This window comes from Pseudomonas sp. FP198 (genome assembly GCF_030687895.1).
GTDB lineage: Bacteria > Pseudomonadota > Gammaproteobacteria > Pseudomonadales > Pseudomonadaceae > Aquipseudomonas.
In genome coordinates this window covers 637,501-655,766 of the sequence record NZ_CP117452.1, presented here as the reverse complement: position 1 = coordinate 655,766, position 18,266 = coordinate 637,501, and the positions used below count along the sequence as shown (strand labels likewise).

At 56.1% G+C, this 18,266-nt stretch carries 13 protein-coding genes, 4 tRNA genes and 2 rRNA genes (1 of these 19 running past the window's edge); all 19 read right to left on the bottom strand.

Annotated features, from left to right (window positions below):
• Window positions 1–48 precede the first annotated feature (48 nt).
• Entirely contained in the window at window positions 49–420 is a 372-nt protein-coding gene (gene rpsL, locus PSH78_RS03060; protein WP_003186084.1) for a 30S ribosomal protein S12, read from the bottom strand.
• A 216-nt stretch (window positions 421–636) separates the two neighbouring features.
• Window positions 637–4,836 carry a DNA-directed RNA polymerase subunit beta' gene (gene rpoC, locus PSH78_RS03055; RefSeq protein ID WP_305498443.1) on the bottom strand — a complete coding sequence of 1,400 codons (4,200 nt, stop codon included), beginning with the start codon at window positions 4,834–4,836 and terminating at the stop codon, window positions 637–639.
• Between the two features lie 64 nt (window positions 4,837–4,900).
• A complete protein-coding gene (gene rpoB / locus PSH78_RS03050) occupies window positions 4,901–8,974 on the bottom strand; it encodes a DNA-directed RNA polymerase subunit beta (RefSeq protein WP_305498442.1) in 4,074 nt (1,357 codons plus the stop codon).
• Between the two features lie 220 nt (window positions 8,975–9,194).
• Window positions 9,195–9,560 (bottom strand): 50S ribosomal protein L7/L12, encoded by a 366-nt coding sequence (rplL, locus tag PSH78_RS03045; protein ID WP_003206098.1) that lies wholly within the window; start codon window positions 9,558–9,560, stop codon window positions 9,195–9,197.
• A gap of 78 nt (window positions 9,561–9,638) precedes the next feature.
• Complete coding sequence (gene rplJ, locus PSH78_RS03040) at window positions 9,639–10,139, bottom strand: 50S ribosomal protein L10 (RefSeq protein ID WP_003206099.1); 501 nt, start codon at window positions 10,137–10,139, stop codon at window positions 9,639–9,641.
• Window positions 10,140–10,336: 197 nt separating this feature from the next.
• The gene (gene rplA, locus PSH78_RS03035) at window positions 10,337–11,032 is read right to left on the bottom strand and encodes a 50S ribosomal protein L1 (protein ID WP_030138521.1); all 696 of its coding nucleotides are present in this window, start codon (window positions 11,030–11,032) and stop codon (window positions 10,337–10,339) included.
• The gene (gene rplK, locus PSH78_RS03030) at window positions 11,032–11,463 is read right to left on the bottom strand and encodes a 50S ribosomal protein L11 (RefSeq protein WP_003176435.1); all 432 of its coding nucleotides are present in this window, start codon (window positions 11,461–11,463) and stop codon (window positions 11,032–11,034) included. Before rplK ends, rplA begins: the two co-directional genes overlap by 1 nt.
• A gap of 117 nt (window positions 11,464–11,580) precedes the next feature.
• Entirely contained in the window at window positions 11,581–12,114 is a 534-nt protein-coding gene (nusG, locus tag PSH78_RS03025) for a transcription termination/antitermination protein NusG (RefSeq protein ID WP_003186097.1), read from the bottom strand.
• Window positions 12,115–12,123: 9 nt separating this feature from the next.
• Complete coding sequence (gene secE, locus PSH78_RS03020) at window positions 12,124–12,492, bottom strand: preprotein translocase subunit SecE (protein ID WP_024776457.1); 369 nt, start codon at window positions 12,490–12,492, stop codon at window positions 12,124–12,126.
• 45 nt (window positions 12,493–12,537) lie between these two features.
• Window positions 12,538–12,613: transfer RNA gene (locus PSH78_RS03015), tRNA-Trp, on the bottom strand.
• Between the two features lie 53 nt (window positions 12,614–12,666).
• The gene (gene tuf / locus PSH78_RS03010; protein ID WP_003186103.1) at window positions 12,667–13,860 is read right to left on the bottom strand and encodes an elongation factor Tu; all 1,194 of its coding nucleotides are present in this window, start codon (window positions 13,858–13,860) and stop codon (window positions 12,667–12,669) included.
• 84 nt (window positions 13,861–13,944) lie between these two features.
• Window positions 13,945–14,020 (bottom strand) — tRNA-Thr (locus tag PSH78_RS03005).
• A 26-nt stretch (window positions 14,021–14,046) separates the two neighbouring features.
• Window positions 14,047–14,120: transfer RNA gene (locus tag PSH78_RS03000), tRNA-Gly, on the bottom strand.
• Between the two features lie 24 nt (window positions 14,121–14,144).
• Window positions 14,145–14,229: transfer RNA gene (locus tag PSH78_RS02995), tRNA-Tyr, on the bottom strand.
• A 142-nt stretch (window positions 14,230–14,371) separates the two neighbouring features.
• Entirely contained in the window at window positions 14,372–14,827 is a 456-nt protein-coding gene (locus PSH78_RS02990; protein ID WP_305498441.1) for a hypothetical protein, read from the bottom strand.
• 8 nt (window positions 14,828–14,835) lie between these two features.
• Window positions 14,836–15,585, bottom strand: a complete 750-nt coding sequence (locus PSH78_RS02985) for a pantothenate kinase (protein WP_305498440.1) — start codon at window positions 15,583–15,585, stop codon at window positions 14,836–14,838.
• The gene (birA, locus tag PSH78_RS02980; RefSeq protein WP_305498439.1) at window positions 15,575–16,531 is read right to left on the bottom strand and encodes a bifunctional biotin--[acetyl-CoA-carboxylase] ligase/biotin operon repressor BirA; all 957 of its coding nucleotides are present in this window, start codon (window positions 16,529–16,531) and stop codon (window positions 15,575–15,577) included. The genes PSH78_RS02985 and birA overlap by 11 nt, the downstream gene beginning before the upstream one ends.
• Before the next feature lie 132 nt (window positions 16,532–16,663).
• Window positions 16,664–16,779 (bottom strand): 5S ribosomal RNA (gene rrf / locus PSH78_RS02975).
• 149 nt (window positions 16,780–16,928) lie between these two features.
• Window positions 16,929–18,266 (bottom strand): 23S ribosomal RNA (locus PSH78_RS02970); it runs 1,548 nt beyond the window's last position.

Genomic DNA, 18,266 nt, shown 5'->3' with positions numbered 1-18,266 from the left:
CCTTACTCTTATCGACTCAATAAAAATGAAAAACTGCAAAACGACCGATTACTTCGGACGCTTGGTACCGTACTTCGAACGACCCTGGTTACGACCCTTGACGCCGGAAGTATCCAAAGAACCGCGGACGGTGTGGTAACGAACACCTGGCAAGTCTTTTACACGACCGCCGCGGATCAGTACCACGCTGTGCTCTTGCAGGTTGTGGCCTTCACCGCCGATGTACGAGGAAACCTCGAAACCGTTGGTCAGACGCACACGGCATACTTTACGCAGTGCCGAGTTAGGTTTTTTCGGCGTGGTGGTATACACACGGGTGCATACGCCACGACGTTGCGGGCAGTTCTGCAGCGCAGGCACGTCGGATTTCTCGACGATACGCTTACGCGGCTGACGTACCAGCTGGTTGATAGTTGCCATCTACTAGCTCCACTGTTGTCTTGCGACGCTATTGTCTTACAAGAAAAGCAAAATGGCAGGAACGAATTCCCGCCAAATTTAGGGGATCAAGAGTCTAAAGAGGATCTTGTCCCCAGTCAAGGCAAGGCCCCGACCTCCCCACCCGCCGGATCTCGACAATTTGTCTCGATCCGCCGAACGGGGCGACCAGGGCCAGGCACTCAATCAGCGCAGAACTCAGTTACCGCTCGAGTTCAGTGCTTCGGTCAGTGCAGCTTCCACTTCACTGGCGCTTACGCGCAACGGCTTGTCTGCTTCACGGCGGCGCTTGCGCTCGCTGTGGTAGGCCAAACCGGTACCGGCCGGGATCAGACGACCCACGACCACGTTTTCTTTCAGGCCGCGCAGGTAGTCGCGCTTGCCGGTTACCGCCGCTTCGGTCAGTACCCGCGTGGTTTCCTGGAAGGAAGCCGCCGAGATGAACGATTCGGTGGACAACGACGCCTTGGTGATACCCAGCAGTACGCGAGTGAACTTGGCCAGGAACTTGTCCTCGTTTGCCAGGCGCTCGTTCTCCACCAGTACGTGAGTCAGTTCCATCTGGTCGCCCTTGATGAAGCTGGAATCGCCGGACTCGGAGATCTCAACTTTACGCAGCATCTGACGCAGGATGGTCTCGATGTGCTTGTCGTTGATCTTCACGCCTTGCAGACGATAAACGTCCTGGATCTCGTTCACGATGTACTTGGCCAGCGCACTCACACCCAGCAGACGCAGGATGTCGTGTGGATCGCTCGGACCGTCGGAGATAACTTCGCCGCGGTTTACCTGTTCGCCTTCAAAGACGTTCAGGTGACGCCACTTCGGAATCAGCTCTTCGTACGGATCGCTACCGTCGTTCGGGGTGATGACCAGACGACGCTTGCCCTTGGTCTCTTTACCGAACGCGATGGTGCCGCTGACTTCAGCCAGAATCGAGGCTTCTTTCGGACGACGGGCTTCGAACAGGTCGGCAACACGCGGCAGACCACCGGTGATGTCACGGGTTTTCGAAGTTTCTTGCGGGATACGAGCGATAACATCACCGATCGCGATCCGCGCGCCGTCCGCCACACCGACCAGGGCGTTGGCTGGCAGGAAGTACTGAGCGATTACGTCAGTGCCTGGCAGCAACAGATCCTTGCCGTTGTCGTCGACCATCTTCACGGCTGGACGGATGTCCTTGCCGGCAGCTGGACGATCTTTGGCGTCGAGTACTTCAATGTTGGTCATACCGGTCAATTCGTCAGTCTGACGCTTGATCGTGATGCCTTCTTCCATGCCCACGTAGGTCACGGTACCTTTCATTTCGGTAACGATCGGGTGAGTGTGCGGATCCCACTTGGCCACGATAGCGCCAGCGTCGACCTTGTCGCCTTCCTTCACCGAAATCACCGCACCGTACGGCAGCTTGTAGCGCTCGCGCTCACGACCGAAGTCGTCGGCAATCGCCAGCTCACCGGAACGCGACACAGCCACCAGGTGACCGTCGACACGCTCAACGTGCTTCAGGTTGTGGAGACGGACAGTACCGCCATTCTTCACCTGGACGCTGTCGGCCGCGGAGGTCCGGCTTGCCGCACCACCGATGTGGAACGTACGCATGGTCAGCTGGGTACCCGGCTCACCGATGGACTGGGCAGCGATAACGCCGACCGCTTCACCGATGTTCACCTGGTGACCACGAGCCAGATCGCGGCCGTAGCACTTGGCGCAGATGCCGTAGCGGGTTTCGCAGCTGATCGGCGAACGTACGATCACTTCGTCGATGCTGTTGAGCTCGATGAACTCGACCCACTTCTCGTCAACCAGGGTGCCCGCAGGAACGATGACGTCCTCGGTACCCGGCTTGAATACGTCACGGGCAATGACACGACCCAATACGCGCTCACCCAGCGGCTCGACAACGTCACCGCCTTCAATGTGCGGTGTCATGACCAGGCCGTGTTCGGTGCCGCAATCGATCTCGGTCACAACCAGATCCTGCGCCACGTCTACCAGACGACGGGTCAGGTAGCCGGAGTTCGCGGTTTTCAACGCGGTATCCGCAAGACCCTTACGAGCACCGTGAGTGGAGATAAAGTACTGAAGTACGCTCAAACCTTCACGGAAGTTCGCGGTAATCGGCGTCTCGATGATGGAGCCGTCCGGCTTGGCCATCAGGCCACGCATACCGGCGAGCTGACGGATCTGCGCAGCAGAACCCCGCGCACCCGAGTCGGCCATCATGTACATCGAGTTGAACGATTCCTGGTCGACTTCGTTGCCGTGGCGGTCGATGACTTTCTCTTTCGAGAGGTTGGCCATCATCGCCTTGGAAACTTCGTCGTTCGCCTTGGACCAGAGGTCGATCACCTTGTTGTACTTCTCGCCCTGGGTTACCAGGCCGGACGCGTACTGGCTCTCGATCTCTTTCACTTCCTCGGTGGCAGCACCGATGATGCGGGCTTTTTCATCAGGGATAACGAAGTCGTTAACACCGATGGAAACACCGGAGATGGTCGAATAGGCAAAACCGGTGTACATCAGCTGGTCGGCGAAGATCACGGTCTCTTTCAGACCAACCACGCGGTAGCACTGGTTGATCAGCTTGGAGATCGCCTTTTTCTTCATCGGCAGGTTGACCACGTCAAACGACAAGCCAGGTGGAACAACCTGGAACAACAGCGCACGACCGACAGTGGTGTCGACGATGCGAGTGTTCTTGACGCTGCCACCATCACGATCGTTAACGGTTTCGTTGATCCGCACCTTGACCTTGGCGTGCAGTGCGGCTTCGCCGGCACGGAACACACGGTCAACTTCCTGCAGATCCGCGAACACACGACCTTCGCCCTTGGCGTTGATCGCTTCACGAGTCATGTAGTACAGACCCAATACAACGTCCTGCGACGGAACGATGATTGGCTCACCGTTGGCTGGCGACAGGATGTTGTTGGTCGACATCATCAGCGCACGCGCTTCGAGCTGGGCTTCCAGCGTCAGCGGTACGTGCACGGCCATCTGGTCGCCGTCGAAGTCGGCGTTGTACGCAGCACAGACCAGAGGGTGCAGCTGGATAGCCTTGCCTTCGATCAGTACCGGTTCAAACGCCTGGATACCCAGACGGTGAAGGGTCGGTGCACGGTTGAGCAGCACCGGGTGTTCGCGAATCACTTCGGCAAGAACGTCCCAGACCTCTGGCAGCTCGCGCTCGACCATCTTCTTGGCAGCTTTGATGGTGGTAGCGAGACCACGCATTTCCAGCTTGCCGAAAATGAACGGCTTAAACAGTTCCAGTGCCATTTTCTTAGGCAGACCGCACTGGTGCAGACGCAGGGTCGGACCTACGGTAATTACCGAACGACCCGAGTAGTCAACACGCTTACCGAGCAAGTTCTGACGGAAACGACCTTGCTTACCCTTGATCATGTCAGCCAGGGATTTCAGAGGACGCTTGTTCGAACCGGTGATAGCGCGGCCACGGCGACCGTTGTCGAGCAGTGCGTCGACCGCTTCCTGCAACATCCGCTTTTCGTTGCGCACGATGATGTCCGGAGCGGACAGATCGAGCAGGCGCTTCAAGCGGTTGTTACGGTTGATCACCCGACGATACAGATCGTTGAGGTCGGAAGTCGCGAAACGACCGCCATCCAGTGGAACCAGTGGACGCAGGTCTGGCGGCAGAACCGGCAGAACGGTCAGCACCATCCACTCTGGCAGGTTGCCGGAACCCTGGAAGGCCTCCATCAACTTCAGACGCTTGGACAGCTTCTTGATCTTGGTTTCGGAGTTGGTTTGCGGAATCTCTTCGCGCAGACGGCCAATCTCGTGCTCCAGGTCGATAGCGTGCAGCAGCTCGCGGACAGCTTCGGCACCCATGCGGGCATCGAAATCGTCGCCGAACTCTTCCAGCGCTTCGAAGTATTGCTCGTCGTTGAGCAGCTGACCTTTTTCAAGGGTGGTCATGCCTGGATCGATAACGACATAGCTCTCGAAGTAGAGAACGCGCTCGATATCACGCAGGGTCATGTCCATCAGCAAGCCGATACGGGACGGCAGCGATTTCAGGAACCAGATGTGGGCAACCGGCGAAGCCAGCTCGATGTGCGCCATGCGCTCACGACGAACTTTTGCCAGCGCGACTTCAACGCCGCACTTCTCGCAGATCACGCCGCGATGCTTCAAGCGCTTGTACTTACCGCACAGGCACTCGTAATCCTTTACCGGGCCAAAGATCTTGGCGCAGAACAGGCCGTCACGTTCGGGTTTGAACGTACGGTAGTTGATGGTTTCCGGCTTTTTAACTTCACCGAACGACCACGAACGGATCATCTCAGGCGAGGCCAATCCAATACGGATGGCGTCGAACTCTTCGACTTGACCCTGGTTTTTCAGCAAATTCAGTAGGTCTTTCAAGGCCTTTCCTCCTGGCGGAGCAGAGAGCGGGCAAGACAGCCCCGCTCTCGATTCGCGTCACGTGTTATTCGGTTTCCAGATCGATATCGATGCCGAGGGAACGAATTTCCTTGATCAACACGTTGAAAGACTCGGGCATGCCCGGCTCCATACGGTGATCGCCGTCCACGATGTTCTTGTACATCTTGGTCCGGCCGTTCACATCGTCCGACTTCACTGTGAGCATTTCTTGCAGAGTGTAAGCAGCACCGTACGCTTCCAGTGCCCAGACCTCCATCTCCCCGAAACGCTGACCACCGAACTGCGCCTTACCACCCAGCGGCTGCTGGGTAACCAGGCTGTAAGAACCGGTAGAACGAGCGTGCATCTTGTCGTCTACCAAGTGGTTCAGCTTCAGCATGTACATGTAGCCAACGGTAACCGGACGCTCGAACTTGTTGCCGGTACGACCATCGAACAGCTGCATCTGGCCGCTTTCCGGCAGGTCTGCCAGTTTCAGCATGGCCTTGATTTCGCTTTCCTTGGCACCGTCGAACACCGGGGTAGCCATTGGAACGCCGCCGCGCAGGTTCTTCGCCAGGTCCAGGATTTCCTGGTCGGAGAAGGTGTCCAGCTCTTCGTTGCGCCCGCCGATCTCGTTGTAGATCTCGTGCAGGAACTTACGCAGGTCGGCGACCTTGCGCTGCTCTTCGATCATGCGGTTGATCTTCTCGCCCAGACCTTTGGCCGCGAGGCCCAGGTGGGTTTCGAGGATCTGACCGACGTTCATACGCGAAGGTACGCCCAGCGGGTTGAGGACCACATCGACCGGGGTGCCATTGGCATCGTGCGGCATGTCTTCAACCGGCATGATCACGGAGACCACACCTTTGTTACCGTGACGACCGGCCATCTTGTCGCCCGGCTGGATGCGACGACGGATTGCCAGGTAAACCTTGACGATCTTCAGCACGCCTGGAGCCAGGTCATCGCCCTGCTGCAGTTTGCGCTTCTTGTCTTCGAACTTGTCGTCCAGCAGACGGCGGCGATCAACGATGTAGGCCTGGGCCTTCTCGAGCTGCTCGTTCAGAGCATCTTCAGCCATGCGCAGCTTGAACCACTGACCATGCTCAAGACCGTCGAGAACTTCGTCGGTGATTTCCTGACCTTTCTTCAGGCCTGCGCCGCCTTCGGCCTTGTGGCCTACCAGAGCGGAACGCAGACGTTCGAAAGTTGCGCCCTCAACGATACGGAACTCTTCGTTCAGATCCTTGCGGATCTCGTCGAGCTGGGTCTTCTCGATGGACAATGCACGAGCATCACGCTCGACACCGTCACGGGTGAAGACCTGTACGTCGATGACGGTACCCTTGGTGCCGGTAGGCACACGCAGGGAGGTGTCTTTCACGTCGCTGGCTTTTTCACCGAAGATGGCACGCAGCAGTTTCTCTTCCGGAGTCAGTTGGGTCTCGCCTTTCGGAGTGACCTTGCCGACCAGGATGTCGCCTGCGCCTACTTCGGCACCTACGTAAACGATACCGGCTTCGTCCAGCTTGTTCAGTGCAGCCTCACCCACGTTCGGGATGTCTGCAGTGATTTCTTCCGGGCCAAGCTTGGTGTCACGGGCCACACAGGTCAGTTCCTGGATGTGGATCGTGGTGAAGCGGTCTTCCTGAACCACACGCTCGGACAGGCAGATGGAGTCTTCGAAGTTGAAGCCGTTCCATGCCATGAACGCGATGCGCATGTTCTGACCCAGTGCCAGTTCACCCATGTCGGTGGACGGGCCGTCGGCCATGATGTCGCTGCGCTGAACCCGATCACCCTTGCTCACCAGCGGACGCTGGTTGATGCAGGTGTTCTGGTTGGAGCGGGTGTACTTGGTCAGGTTGTAGATGTCGACACCGGCTTCGCCCGGTTCAACTTCGTCATCGGCAACACGTACCACGATACGGCTGGCATCGACGGAATCGATCACACCGCCACGACGAGCCACGACGCAAACGCCGGAGTCACGGGCAACGTTGCGCTCCATGCCGGTACCTACCAGCGGCTTGTCGGCACGCAGGGTCGGTACAGCTTGACGCTGCATGTTCGAACCCATCAACGCACGGTTGGCGTCGTCGTGCTCGAGGAACGGAATCAGCGACGCAGCAACCGAAACTACCTGCTTGGGCGATACGTCCATCAGGGTGACGTCTTCCGGCGCCTTGACGGTAAACTCGTTCAAGTGACGAACAGCTACCAGCTCGTCGGTCAGGACTTTCTTGTCGTTCATCGTGGCCGAAGCCTGGGCGATCACATGATCAGCTTCTTCGATGGCGGACAGGAAAACGATCTCGTCGGTAACCAGGGCGTCTTTCACCACACGGTACGGGCTCTCGAGGAAACCGTACTGGTTGGTGCGCGCATAGGCGGCCAGGGAGTTGATCAGACCGATGTTCGGACCTTCCGGCGTTTCGATCGGGCATACGCGACCGTAGTGAGTCGGGTGTACGTCACGAACTTCGAAGCCTGCACGCTCACGAGTCAGACCGCCTGGGCCGAGTGCGGAGACACGACGCTTGTGGGTGATCTCGGACAGCGGGTTGTTCTGGTCCATGAACTGCGACAGCTGGCTCGAACCGAAGAACTCCTTCACCGCCGCAGCCACTGGCTTGGCGTTGATCAGGTCTTGCGGCATCAGGCCTTCGCTTTCAGCCATCGACAGACGTTCCTTGACCGCGCGCTCGACACGCACCAGGCCAACACGGAACTGGTTCTCGGCCATCTCGCCTACGCAGCGGACACGACGGTTGCCCAGGTGGTCGATGTCATCGACGATGCCTTTGCCGTTACGGATATCGACCAGGGTCTTGAGCACCGCAACGATGTCGTCCTTGTTCAGCACGCCCGAACCTTCGATCTCGGTACGACCGATACGACGGTTGAACTTCATCCGGCCGACCGCAGACAGGTCATAGCGCTCAGGGCTGAAGAACAGGTTGTTGAACAGGGTCTCGGCAGCATCCTTGGTTGGCGGCTCGCCAGGACGCATCATGCGATAGATCTCTACCAGGGCCTCCAGCTGGTTGCCGGTGGAGTCGATCTTCAGCGTATCGGAGATGAACGGACCGCAGTCGATATCGTTGGTGTACAGAGTCTCGATGCGAACAACCTGAGCCTTGGCGATTTTCGCCAGGATCTCGGTGGTCAGCTCGGTGTTGCACTCGGCAATGATCTCGCCAGTGGCCGGATGCACGATGACCTTGGCGGTGGTGCGACCCAGGACGTAGTCCATCGGCACCTGCAGCTCTTTGATCCCGGCTTTTTCCAGCTGGTTGATGTGGCGAGCGGTGATACGACGACCTTGCTCGACAATAACCTTGCCCTTGTCATCCTGGATATCCAGGACGGCGATTTCACCGCGCAGGCGCTGAGGCACCAACTCCAGGCTCAGGTTTTCACCCTGCACATGGAAGACGTTGGTGGTGTAGAACGCGTCCAGCACTTCCTCGGTGGTATAGCCGAGCGCGCGCAGCAGTACCGATGCAGGCAGCTTGCGACGACGGTCGATACGCACGAATACGCAGTCTTTCGGGTCGAACTCGAAGTCCAGCCACGAACCGCGGTAAGGAATGATGCGCGCGGAGTAGAGCAGTTTGCCGGAGCTGTGCGTCTTGCCACGGTCGTGGTCGAAGAACACGCCCGGAGAACGGTGCAGCTGGGAAACGATTACACGCTCGGTACCGTTGATTACGAAGGTACCGTTTTCAGTCATCAGGGGGATTTCACCCATGTAGACTTCTTGCTCTTTGATGTCCTTGATCGCTTTGTTCGACGATTCTTTGTCGAAAATGATCAGGCGCACTTTTACCCGCAAAGGTACGGCGTAAGTCACACCGCGCAATACGCATTCTTTGACATCAAATGCCGGTTCGCCCAGGCGATAACCGACGTACTCCAGCGCAGCATTGCCGGAGTAGCTGATGATCGGGAAAACGGATTTGAAGGCCGCATGCAGGCCCACGTCGCGGAACTGATCTTTAGTCGCTCCCGCTTGCAAGAATTCACGATACGAATCCAGCTGGATGGCCAGGAGGTACGGCACATCCATGACGTCCGGCAACTTGCTAAAGTCCTTGCGGATACGTTTTTTCTCAGTATATGAGTAAGCCATCAGCGTTCCCCAGCTTGGTCACCTGCTTGTTTGGCCCCTCCCGACGGGAGCAGCCAGAAAATCGTGCAAACCCCTTGGTTTGCGCCACCACATCGGGTGGTTACAGCGCGTGATCAGCACCGACCCAGTCGGCTGCCAATAACGGAAAAAGGCCGGTGGCAAGAGCCACCAGCCATCAGCCTGTCGCTTAACGCTCGGGCTGGAGACGCAAAGTCGATGCTTACTTCAGCTCGACTTTAGCGCCTGCTTCTTCCAGTACTGCTTTGGCTTTGTCAGCTGCGTCTTTGGCAACAGCTTCCAGAACCATGGCAGGAGCGCCGTCAACTACAGCCTTGGCTTCTTTCAGGCCCAGACCGGTCAGTTCACGTACTGCCTTGATCACGTTAACTTTCTTCTCGCCAGCTTCGGTCAGCATGACGTTGAATTCGGTTTGCTCTTCAGCAACGGCAGCAGCAACAGCTGGACCAGCGGAAGCAGCAGCAGCGGTAACACCGAATTTTTCTTCGAAAGCTTTGATCAGCTCAACAACTTCCATTACGGACATGTTGCCAACGGCTTCGAGGATATCGTTTTGAGAGATAGACATGACTCTAAATTCCTGGATTGGGGGACGGCCTACGCGACCATCGAAATAAACAAAAAACGCGAAAAGGAGTGTCGAGCCTTAGGCTGCGGCAGCTTCTTTCTGGTCGCGCAGTGCCGCCAGAGTACGAGCCAATTTGCTGGTTGCGCCTTGAATCACGCTCATCAGCTGAGAAATTGCTTCGTCACGGGTCGGCAGAGTTGCCAGTACGTCGATCTGGTTAGCTGCGAGGAACTTGCCCTCGAACGCAGCTGCCTTAATCTCGAACTTGTCCTGACCTTTGGCGAATTCCTTGAACAAACGGGCAGCAGCGCCTGGATGTTGGGTGGAGAACGCGATCAAGGTCGGGCCGGTGAACACGTCGTTGAGAACACTGTATTCAGTGTCAGCAACAGCGCGCTTGAGCAGGGTGTTACGTACAACACGTACGTAAACGCCAGCTTCACGAGCCTCTTTACGGAGTCCGGTCATAGCGCCTACTGTTACGCCACGGGCATCAGCCACGACAGCGGACAGAGCAGCTTTGGCAGCCTCGTTGACTTCAGCGACGATGGCCTTCTTGTCTTCGAGTTTAATTGCCACGGGTTTAACTCCTGCTTGTTACCGTTTCATCCGATCGAAACCGAATGTCGTTTTGGTGTCTGATTCGGTAAGGAACCGGGAGCACCATCTGCGTAGGCTTGTGGTTTAAGACTTGCGTCGCCTACGGTCTTGGACAGCCCCCGCCAGGCAGGGACCCCAATATGTGATTGGCGCAATCGCTTGCGCCAACCTGAGTCTTACGCGTCGAGCGAGCTCTGATCGATGATCAGACCTGGGCCCATAGTGGTGCTCAGGGTAACGCGCTTGACGTAGATACCTTTCGAAGAAGCTGGCTTGATACGCTTCAGATCAGCGATCAGGGCTTCAACGTTTTCCTTCAGCTTGACGGCGTCGAAGCCGATCTTGCCAACGGAAGTGTGGATGATGCCGTTTTTGTCGGTGCGATAACGTACCTGACCAGCCTTAGCGTTTTTAACCGCGGTGGCTACGTCTGGAGTCACGGTACCAACCTTAGGGTTAGGCATCAGGCCACGTGGACCGAGGATCTGACCCAACTGGCCTACAACACGCATGGCATCCGGGGATGCGATCACGACGTCATAGTTCAGGTCGCCGCCTTTCATTTCGGCAGCCAGGTCGTCCATGCCTACGCGATCAGCACCAGCAGCCAGAGCAGCTTCAGCTGCCGGGCCCTGGGTGAACACGGCAACACGTACGGTCTTGCCAGTGCCGTGCGGCAGCACGGTAGCGCTACGAACGACCTGGTCGGATTTACGTGGGTCAACGCCCAGGTTTACAGCAACGTCAAACGACTCGCTGAACTTGACAGTCGACAGCTCGGCCAGCAGAGCGGCGGCGTCTACAAAGTTGTAGGCCTTGCCTGCTTCGATTTTGCCGGCGATAGCCTTTTGACGCTTGGTCAGCTTAGCCATTACACACCCTCCACGTTAAGGCCCATGCTACGAGCAGAACCGGCGATAGTACGCACGGCTGCATCCATATCAGCTGCAGTCAGATCCGCGTTTTTGGTTTTCGCGATTTCTTCCAGCTGAGCACGGGTAACGGTGCCAACCTTAACGGTGTTTGGACGAGCGGAACCGCTGGTCAAACCTGCAGCCTTCTTCAGCAGAACCGAAGCAGGGGTGCTTTTTGTTTCGAAAGTGAAGCTACGGTCGCTGTAGACAGTGATGATCACTGGAGTCGGCAGACCTGGCTCAAGACCCTGGGTACGGGCGTTGAAAGCCTTGCAGAATTCCATGATGTTCACGCCGTGTTGACCCAGTGCAGGACCAACGGGTGGGCTTGGGTTAGCCTGAGCGGCCTTCACTTGCAGCTTGATGTAAGCGGTAATCTTCTTGGCCATGAGGCACTCCAATTACGGGTTCGAACGCCTCGAAAGGCTCCCCGGTTGCTTGCGCGTTTATCCCAGTGACGACAAAACCCCACAGCCTTGGGCTGCGGGGTTGGGATGCCTGCTCAATCAGACCTTTTCGACCTGACTGAACTCCAACTCTACCGGAGTAGAGCGACCGAAAATGAGCACTGCCACTTGGATCCGGCTCTTTTCGTAGTTAACTTCTTCGACCGTACCATTGAAGTCGGCGAATGGACCATCAGTGACCCGTACAACTTCACCTGGTTCAAACAACGTCTTCGGCTTCGGCTTGTCGCTACCATCAGCGACGCGACGCAGAATTGCTTCTGCCTCTTTGTCAGTGATCGGCGCAGGCTTGTCGGCGGTTCCGCCGATGAAGCCCATCACCCGAGGGGTATCCTTGACCAAATGCCAAGTCCCTTCGTTCATATCCATCTGTACCAGCACATAGCCTGGGAAGAACTTGCGTTCACTTTTGCGCTTCTGGCCGTTACGCATCTCCACCACTTCTTCAGTGGGGACCAGAATCTCGCCAAAGCCATCTTCCATGCCAGCCAGCTTTACGCGCTCTACCAGCGAGCGCATGACATGCTTCTCGTAACCCGAGTAAGCATGCACAACGTACCAACGCTTAGCCACGGGACACCCTTAGCCAACAATCAAGGAAACAAGCCAGCCGAGCAGGGAATCAAGCCCCCACAACAGCAACGCCATTACCAGAACAACAGCCACAACGATCAACGTGGTCTGCGTGGTTTCTTGGCGAGTCGGCCATACGACTTTACGAATCTCGGTGCGAGCTTCCTTAGCGAGTACAAAGAAAGACTTGCCCTTGGCTGTTTGCAGGCCTACAAAGGCAGCAACAGCAGCAATAGCAAGCAATGCAAGTACGCGGTACAGGATCGGCGAAGCAGAAAAATACTGATTGCCAACAACGCCAACAACCACCAAAGCGACTACCACTAGCCACTTGAGCAGATCGAAGCGAGAGCCTTGAGCTTCAGCTTTAGGAGTCATCTATGAAGATCCTGTGAAAAGAAAGCCAGACACACCGAGTGAATCTGGCAGGTCAGGAGGGAATCGAACCCCCAACCTACGGTTTTGGAGACCGTCGCTCTGCCAATTGAGCTACTGACCTAAAACAAAATCAGGCCGACCATTATGCCGGCCCGAAAAAGACATTACAACTGTTTACTCGATGACTTTGGCTACGACGCCGGCGCCGACGGTACGACCGCCTTCACGGATAGCGAAACGCAGACCGTCTTCCATCGCGATGGTCTTGATCAGAGTGACAGTCATCTGGATGTTGTCACCTGGCATTACCATTTCAACGCCTTCTGGCAGCTCGCAGTTACCAGTCACGTCAGTTGTACGGAAGTAGAACTGTGGACGGTAGCCTTTGAAGAACGGAGTATGACGGCCGCCTTCTTCCTTGCTCAGAACATAAACTTCTGCGGTGAACTTGGTGTGCGGCTTGACGGTGCCTGGCTTGACCAGCACCTGGCCACGCTCAACATCGTCACGCTTGGTGCCACGCAGCAGCACGCCGCAGTTCTCGCCAGCACGACCTTCGTCGAGCAGCTTGCGGAACATTTCAACGCCGGTGCAGGTAGTTTTCTGAGTGTCGCGCAGACCGACGATCTCAACCTCTTCCTGGATACGGACGATGCCACGCTCAACACGACCAGTCACAACAGTACCGCGACCGGAGATCGAGAATACGTCTTCGATTGGCATCAGGAACGGCTTATCGATAGCGCGCTCAGGCTCTGGGATGTAGCTGTCCAGAGTCTCAACCAGCTTCTTCACCGCCGTGGTGCCCATTTCGTTGTCATCTTGGCCGTTCAGAGCCATCAGAGCCGAACCGATGATGATTGGAGTGTCATCACCTGGGAAGTCGTAAGTGCTCAGCAGGTCGCGCACTTCCATCTCAACCAGTTCCAGCAGCTCAGCGTCGTCAACCATGTCAGCCTTGTTCAGGAAGACAACGATGTACGGAACGCCTACCTGACGGGACAGCAGGATGTGCTCACGGGTTTGCGGCATCGGACCATCAGCAGCCGAGCAAACCAGGATCGCACCGTCCATCTGGGCAGCACCAGTAATCATGTTTTTTACGTAGTCGGCGTGACCTGGGCAGTCAACGTGTGCGTAGTGACGCACGGCCGAATCGTATTCAACGTGAGCGGTGTTGATGGTGATACCGCGAGCTTTTTCTTCCGGGGCGCTGTCGATCTTGTCGAAGTCAACCTTGGCCGAACCGAAAACTTCGGAGCAGACACGGGTCAGAGCAGCGGTCAGCGTGGTTTTACCGTGGTCGACGTGACCAATGGTACCGACGTTGACGTGCGGCTTATTACGTTCGAACTTTTCCTTAGCCATCGAAATCACCCCTAGGAGAAGAATTTAGCGAGTCACACAAGCCATTAAAACAAAGGCAGATATTTTCATATCTGCCTTGTAATATGGAGCTCTTGAGCGGATTTGAACCGCTGACCTCACCCTTACCAAGGGTGTGCTCTACCAACTGAGCTACAAGAGCAAAACCCTTTGCACAACCTGCAAACTTGGAGCGGGTAGCGGGAATCGAACCCGCATCATCAGCTTGGAAGGCTGAGGTTCTACCACTAAACTATACCCGCGGAGCTTGCAGCTCACGCTAAAAATGGTGGAGGGGGAAGGATTCGAACCTTCGAAGTCGTAGACGTCAGATTTACAGTCTGATCCCTTTGGCCGCTCGGGAACCCCTCCTAAGCGAGCCGGCATTCTATATCATGCCAGCCTTCTGTCAAGCATTTTCTCATAAAAAACCTGAGGTTAGCTGCGTTGACATCGCTTCGTACCGATGACCGTTAAAGGTCTTCACTGCGAAGCGGGCGCCATTCTATGCAAACTACCCAGCAGGCGCAACCCCTTCGCAAGGCATTATTTTATGTTTTAACTCATTGAATTCTTTGGAAAGGTTTTGAAGCAGCGCCTCATTCATCTTCGCCGCGCTATCCGGTGGAACCTGGACCCAGAATCCACCAGACTCGGGCGACGCTGGCGAGCTAAACGTAACGGTACGGCCCGCAACCCCCGAAGAAACCAGTCGCTGCTCCAGCTGCCTGGCCAGCTCCGGGCGAACGAAGCCACCCAGATAGTTGCAGTTCTTTTGTCCTTCACTCGATTTACCCGGCTCACGCCTGACTAGCGCATCCGCCGTCTCGCTCAGGAGATGGATGTCTTGCTGCGAACCCCGATAAAGACTCAGCGGAGTGACATCCTTGGCGCGAAGCGGGACCTCCTGCTGATGCCAGATGTAGTAGAAGCCATTTAAAACCAGCAACAACAAAAACAGCCACCGCATAAAAAACCTCAAGACAAAGGACAAGCCATGGCCAAACCAACAAAAACCAGATCAGGCACGACCTTGGCATCCGGAACAACCCCGGAAACCAGATTGGCATCCCCTCCCGTTAGAAACACCTCGAAATCCTCTCCCCAATATTGCCGCGCCAATTCGAGCTGAGTCAGCACGAAGCCTCTCAACATCAGCATACAACCACGCTCCACCGCCTCGACCGTTGCCCTGCCAGGAGCAAGACTCTCGTGAGCCCGTTCTGCAGCAGTATCGTCATAGCGGATTCGCCGGGTATGGGTACGCAGCTGGTTACGCATCAAAGGCATACCCGGACATATGAACCCTCCCAAGTGCTGCCCGTCAGGAGCTACGAAATCTGCTGTGATTGCCGTGCCAAAATCCAGAACCAGGCATGCGCCCGAAGCCAGGTGATACCCACCGAGCAAAGCCAGCCATCGATCAAGCCCCAAGCGCTCATAGTCTTCATAGCCGTTTTTCACGCCCGCCATCTCTTGGGTAGGAGTTGCGCGAGCCACGGAGACGCCAAATGTCTCTACCAGGGAGGCGACCAACAAATCGGTCTCCTCAGGAGTCCTGACACTGACAAGACGGCATTTCTTCAGCTGAAATTTATCTGAGCCTGTCAGGCTCGCAAGCAAATCGCTATCCGAGCCGACTACACCACCGCCAACCGGGGTGACGCCATCTGCACGAACAACACGCCACTTGATAAAGCTATTGCCGCAATCGAGCTCAAGAATCATCACGCAACCTCAAGCTGAGCTCGCCACCACTGAATATCTTTTCCACACCATCCACCTTCAAACGCAGCGCACCTTGGCGATCAATACCCATCACCACGCCGTCGATACGATTGATACCGGCAATCAGCGACACAGCCCGCCCCTGCCACAAATGGTACTGCTCCCACTCCGACTGGATCGCTGCAAATCCCGACGCATGATGCAGCTTCAGATACCCCTGAAGCTTTCCACTCATTCGCGCCACGAGCTCGTTCCGGTCAAAATCACGACCCGCTTCAAGGCTCATGGACGTCCACTGCTGATCAACTTCATCAGTCGATTGCATATTCACGTTTACCCCGACACCCAGGACAACGTGACAAACATCCGCAGGGTCCCCTACCAACTCAAGCAGTATGCCGGCGATTTTCTTTTCACCTACCAACACATCGTTAGGCCACTTCAACCCCGCCTCAACGACTCCCATGTCACGCAACGAATGCATGACAGCGAGCCCGACGACAAGACTGAGCCCCTCAATCTGCCGCATGCCACCTTCAATGCGCAGCACCAGGCTGTAATAGAGGTTTTCGGCGAATGGACTGACCCATTTGCGGCCGCGACGCCCCCGACCGGCTATTTGCCGTTCGGCCAGGACAAGGAATGGCGCTTCCACGCCACGCCCGATGGACCGCAGCGCTTCGGCATTAGTTGAATCAATGGAATCTAATAGGTGAACAGGCCACTCACAGCCTTCTGCCGCGCGGATTTCGGCCGCATCCAAAAGCAACAGCGGCTTCGCCAGGCGATACCCCTTGCCCCGGACCTTATGCACAGACAAGCCTAATTCCGCCTCCAGATGCTGCAATTGTTTCCATACCGCACTACGACTGATACCTAACCCAGCACCCAGCGCCTGGCCCGAATGGAAACGGCCGTCCTTCAGAAGTTTTAGCAACGTGAGCATACGAACTGCGCCTGATAACGAGGCCCGCATGATAGCCATGCACAAGACGGTTGCATAGAAACACCCAAGCGCTTTCCTGCGGGCAAAACAAAACCCCTACCTGCGTCAGCAGATAGGGGTTTCGGAATTTAATCTTGACGATGACCTACTCTCACATGGGGAAACCCCACACTACCATCGGCGATGCATCGTTTCACTTCTGAGTTCGGGATGGGATCAGGTGGTTCCAATGCTCTATGGTCGTCAAGAAATTCGGTAGCCAGCGCGTGCCTTGCGGTCACGTTCCAGCGAATGGGTATGCGATAGTTTGTGGGTTTTGACTCGAACTTTCGGTTCATTTCGTCTTCACACACCGCAATCTGGCCTCTTTCGAGTCTACAGATTGCTTGGGTGTTATATGGTCAAGCCTCACGGGCAATTAGTACAGGTTAGCTCAACGCCTCACAGCGCTTACACACCCTGCCTATCAACGTCGTAGTCTTCGACTTCAGGGGACTCAAGGTCCCAGTGAGATCTCATCTTGAGGCAAGTTTCCCGCTTAGATGCTTTCAGCGGTTATCTTTTCCGAACATAGCTACCCGGCAATGCCACTGGCGTGACAACCGGAACACCAGAGGTTCGTCCACTCCGGTCCTCTCGTACTAGGAGCAGCCCCTCTCAAATCTCAAACGTCCACGGCAGATAGGGACCGAACTGTCTCACGACGTTCTAAACCCAGCTCGCGTACCACTTTAAATGGCGAACAGCCATACCCTTGGGACCGGCTTCAGCCCCAGGATGTGATGAGCCGACATCGAGGTGCCAAACACCGCCGTCGATATGAACTCTTGGGCGGTATCAGCCTGTTATCCCCGGAGTACCTTTTATCCGTTGAGCGATGGCCCTTCCATACAGAACCACCGGATCACTAAGACCTACTTTCGTACCTGCTCGACGTGTCTGTCTCGCAGTCAAGCGCGCTTTTGCCTTTATACTCTACGACCGATTTCCGACCGGTCTGAGCGCACCTTCGTACTCCTCCGTTACTCTTTAGGAGGAGACCGCCCCAGTCAAACTACCCACCATACACTGTCCTCGATCCGGATAACGGACCTGAGTTAGAACCTCAAAGTTGCCAGGGTGGTATTTCAAGGATGGCTCCACGCAGACTGGCGTCCACGCTTCAAAGCCTCCCACCTATCCTACACAAGCAAATTCAAAGTCCAGTGCAAAGCTATAGTAAAGGTTCACGGGGTCTTTCCGTCTAGCCGCGGATACACTGCATCTTCACAGCGATTTCAATTTCACTGAGTCTCGGGTGGAGACAGCGCCGCCATCGTTACGCCATTCGTGCAGGTCGGAACTTACCCGACAAGGAATTTCGCTACCTTAGGACCGTTATAGTTACGGCCGCCGTTTACCGGGGCTTCGATCAAGAGCTTCGCGTTAGCTAACCCCATCAATTAACCTTCCGGCACCGGGCAGGCGTCACACCCTATACGTCCACTTTCGTGTTTGCAGAGTGCTGTGTTTTTAATAAACAGTCGCAGCGGCCTGGTATCTTCGACCGGCGTGGGCTTACGCAGCAAGTGCTTCACCCTCACCGGCGCACCTTCTCCCGAAGTTACGGTGCCATTTTGCCTAGTTCCTTCACCCGAGTTCTCTCAAGCGCCTTGGTATTCTCTACCCAACCACCTGTGTCGGTTTGGGGTACGGTTCCTGGTTACCTGAAGCTTAGAAGCTTTTCTTGGAAGCA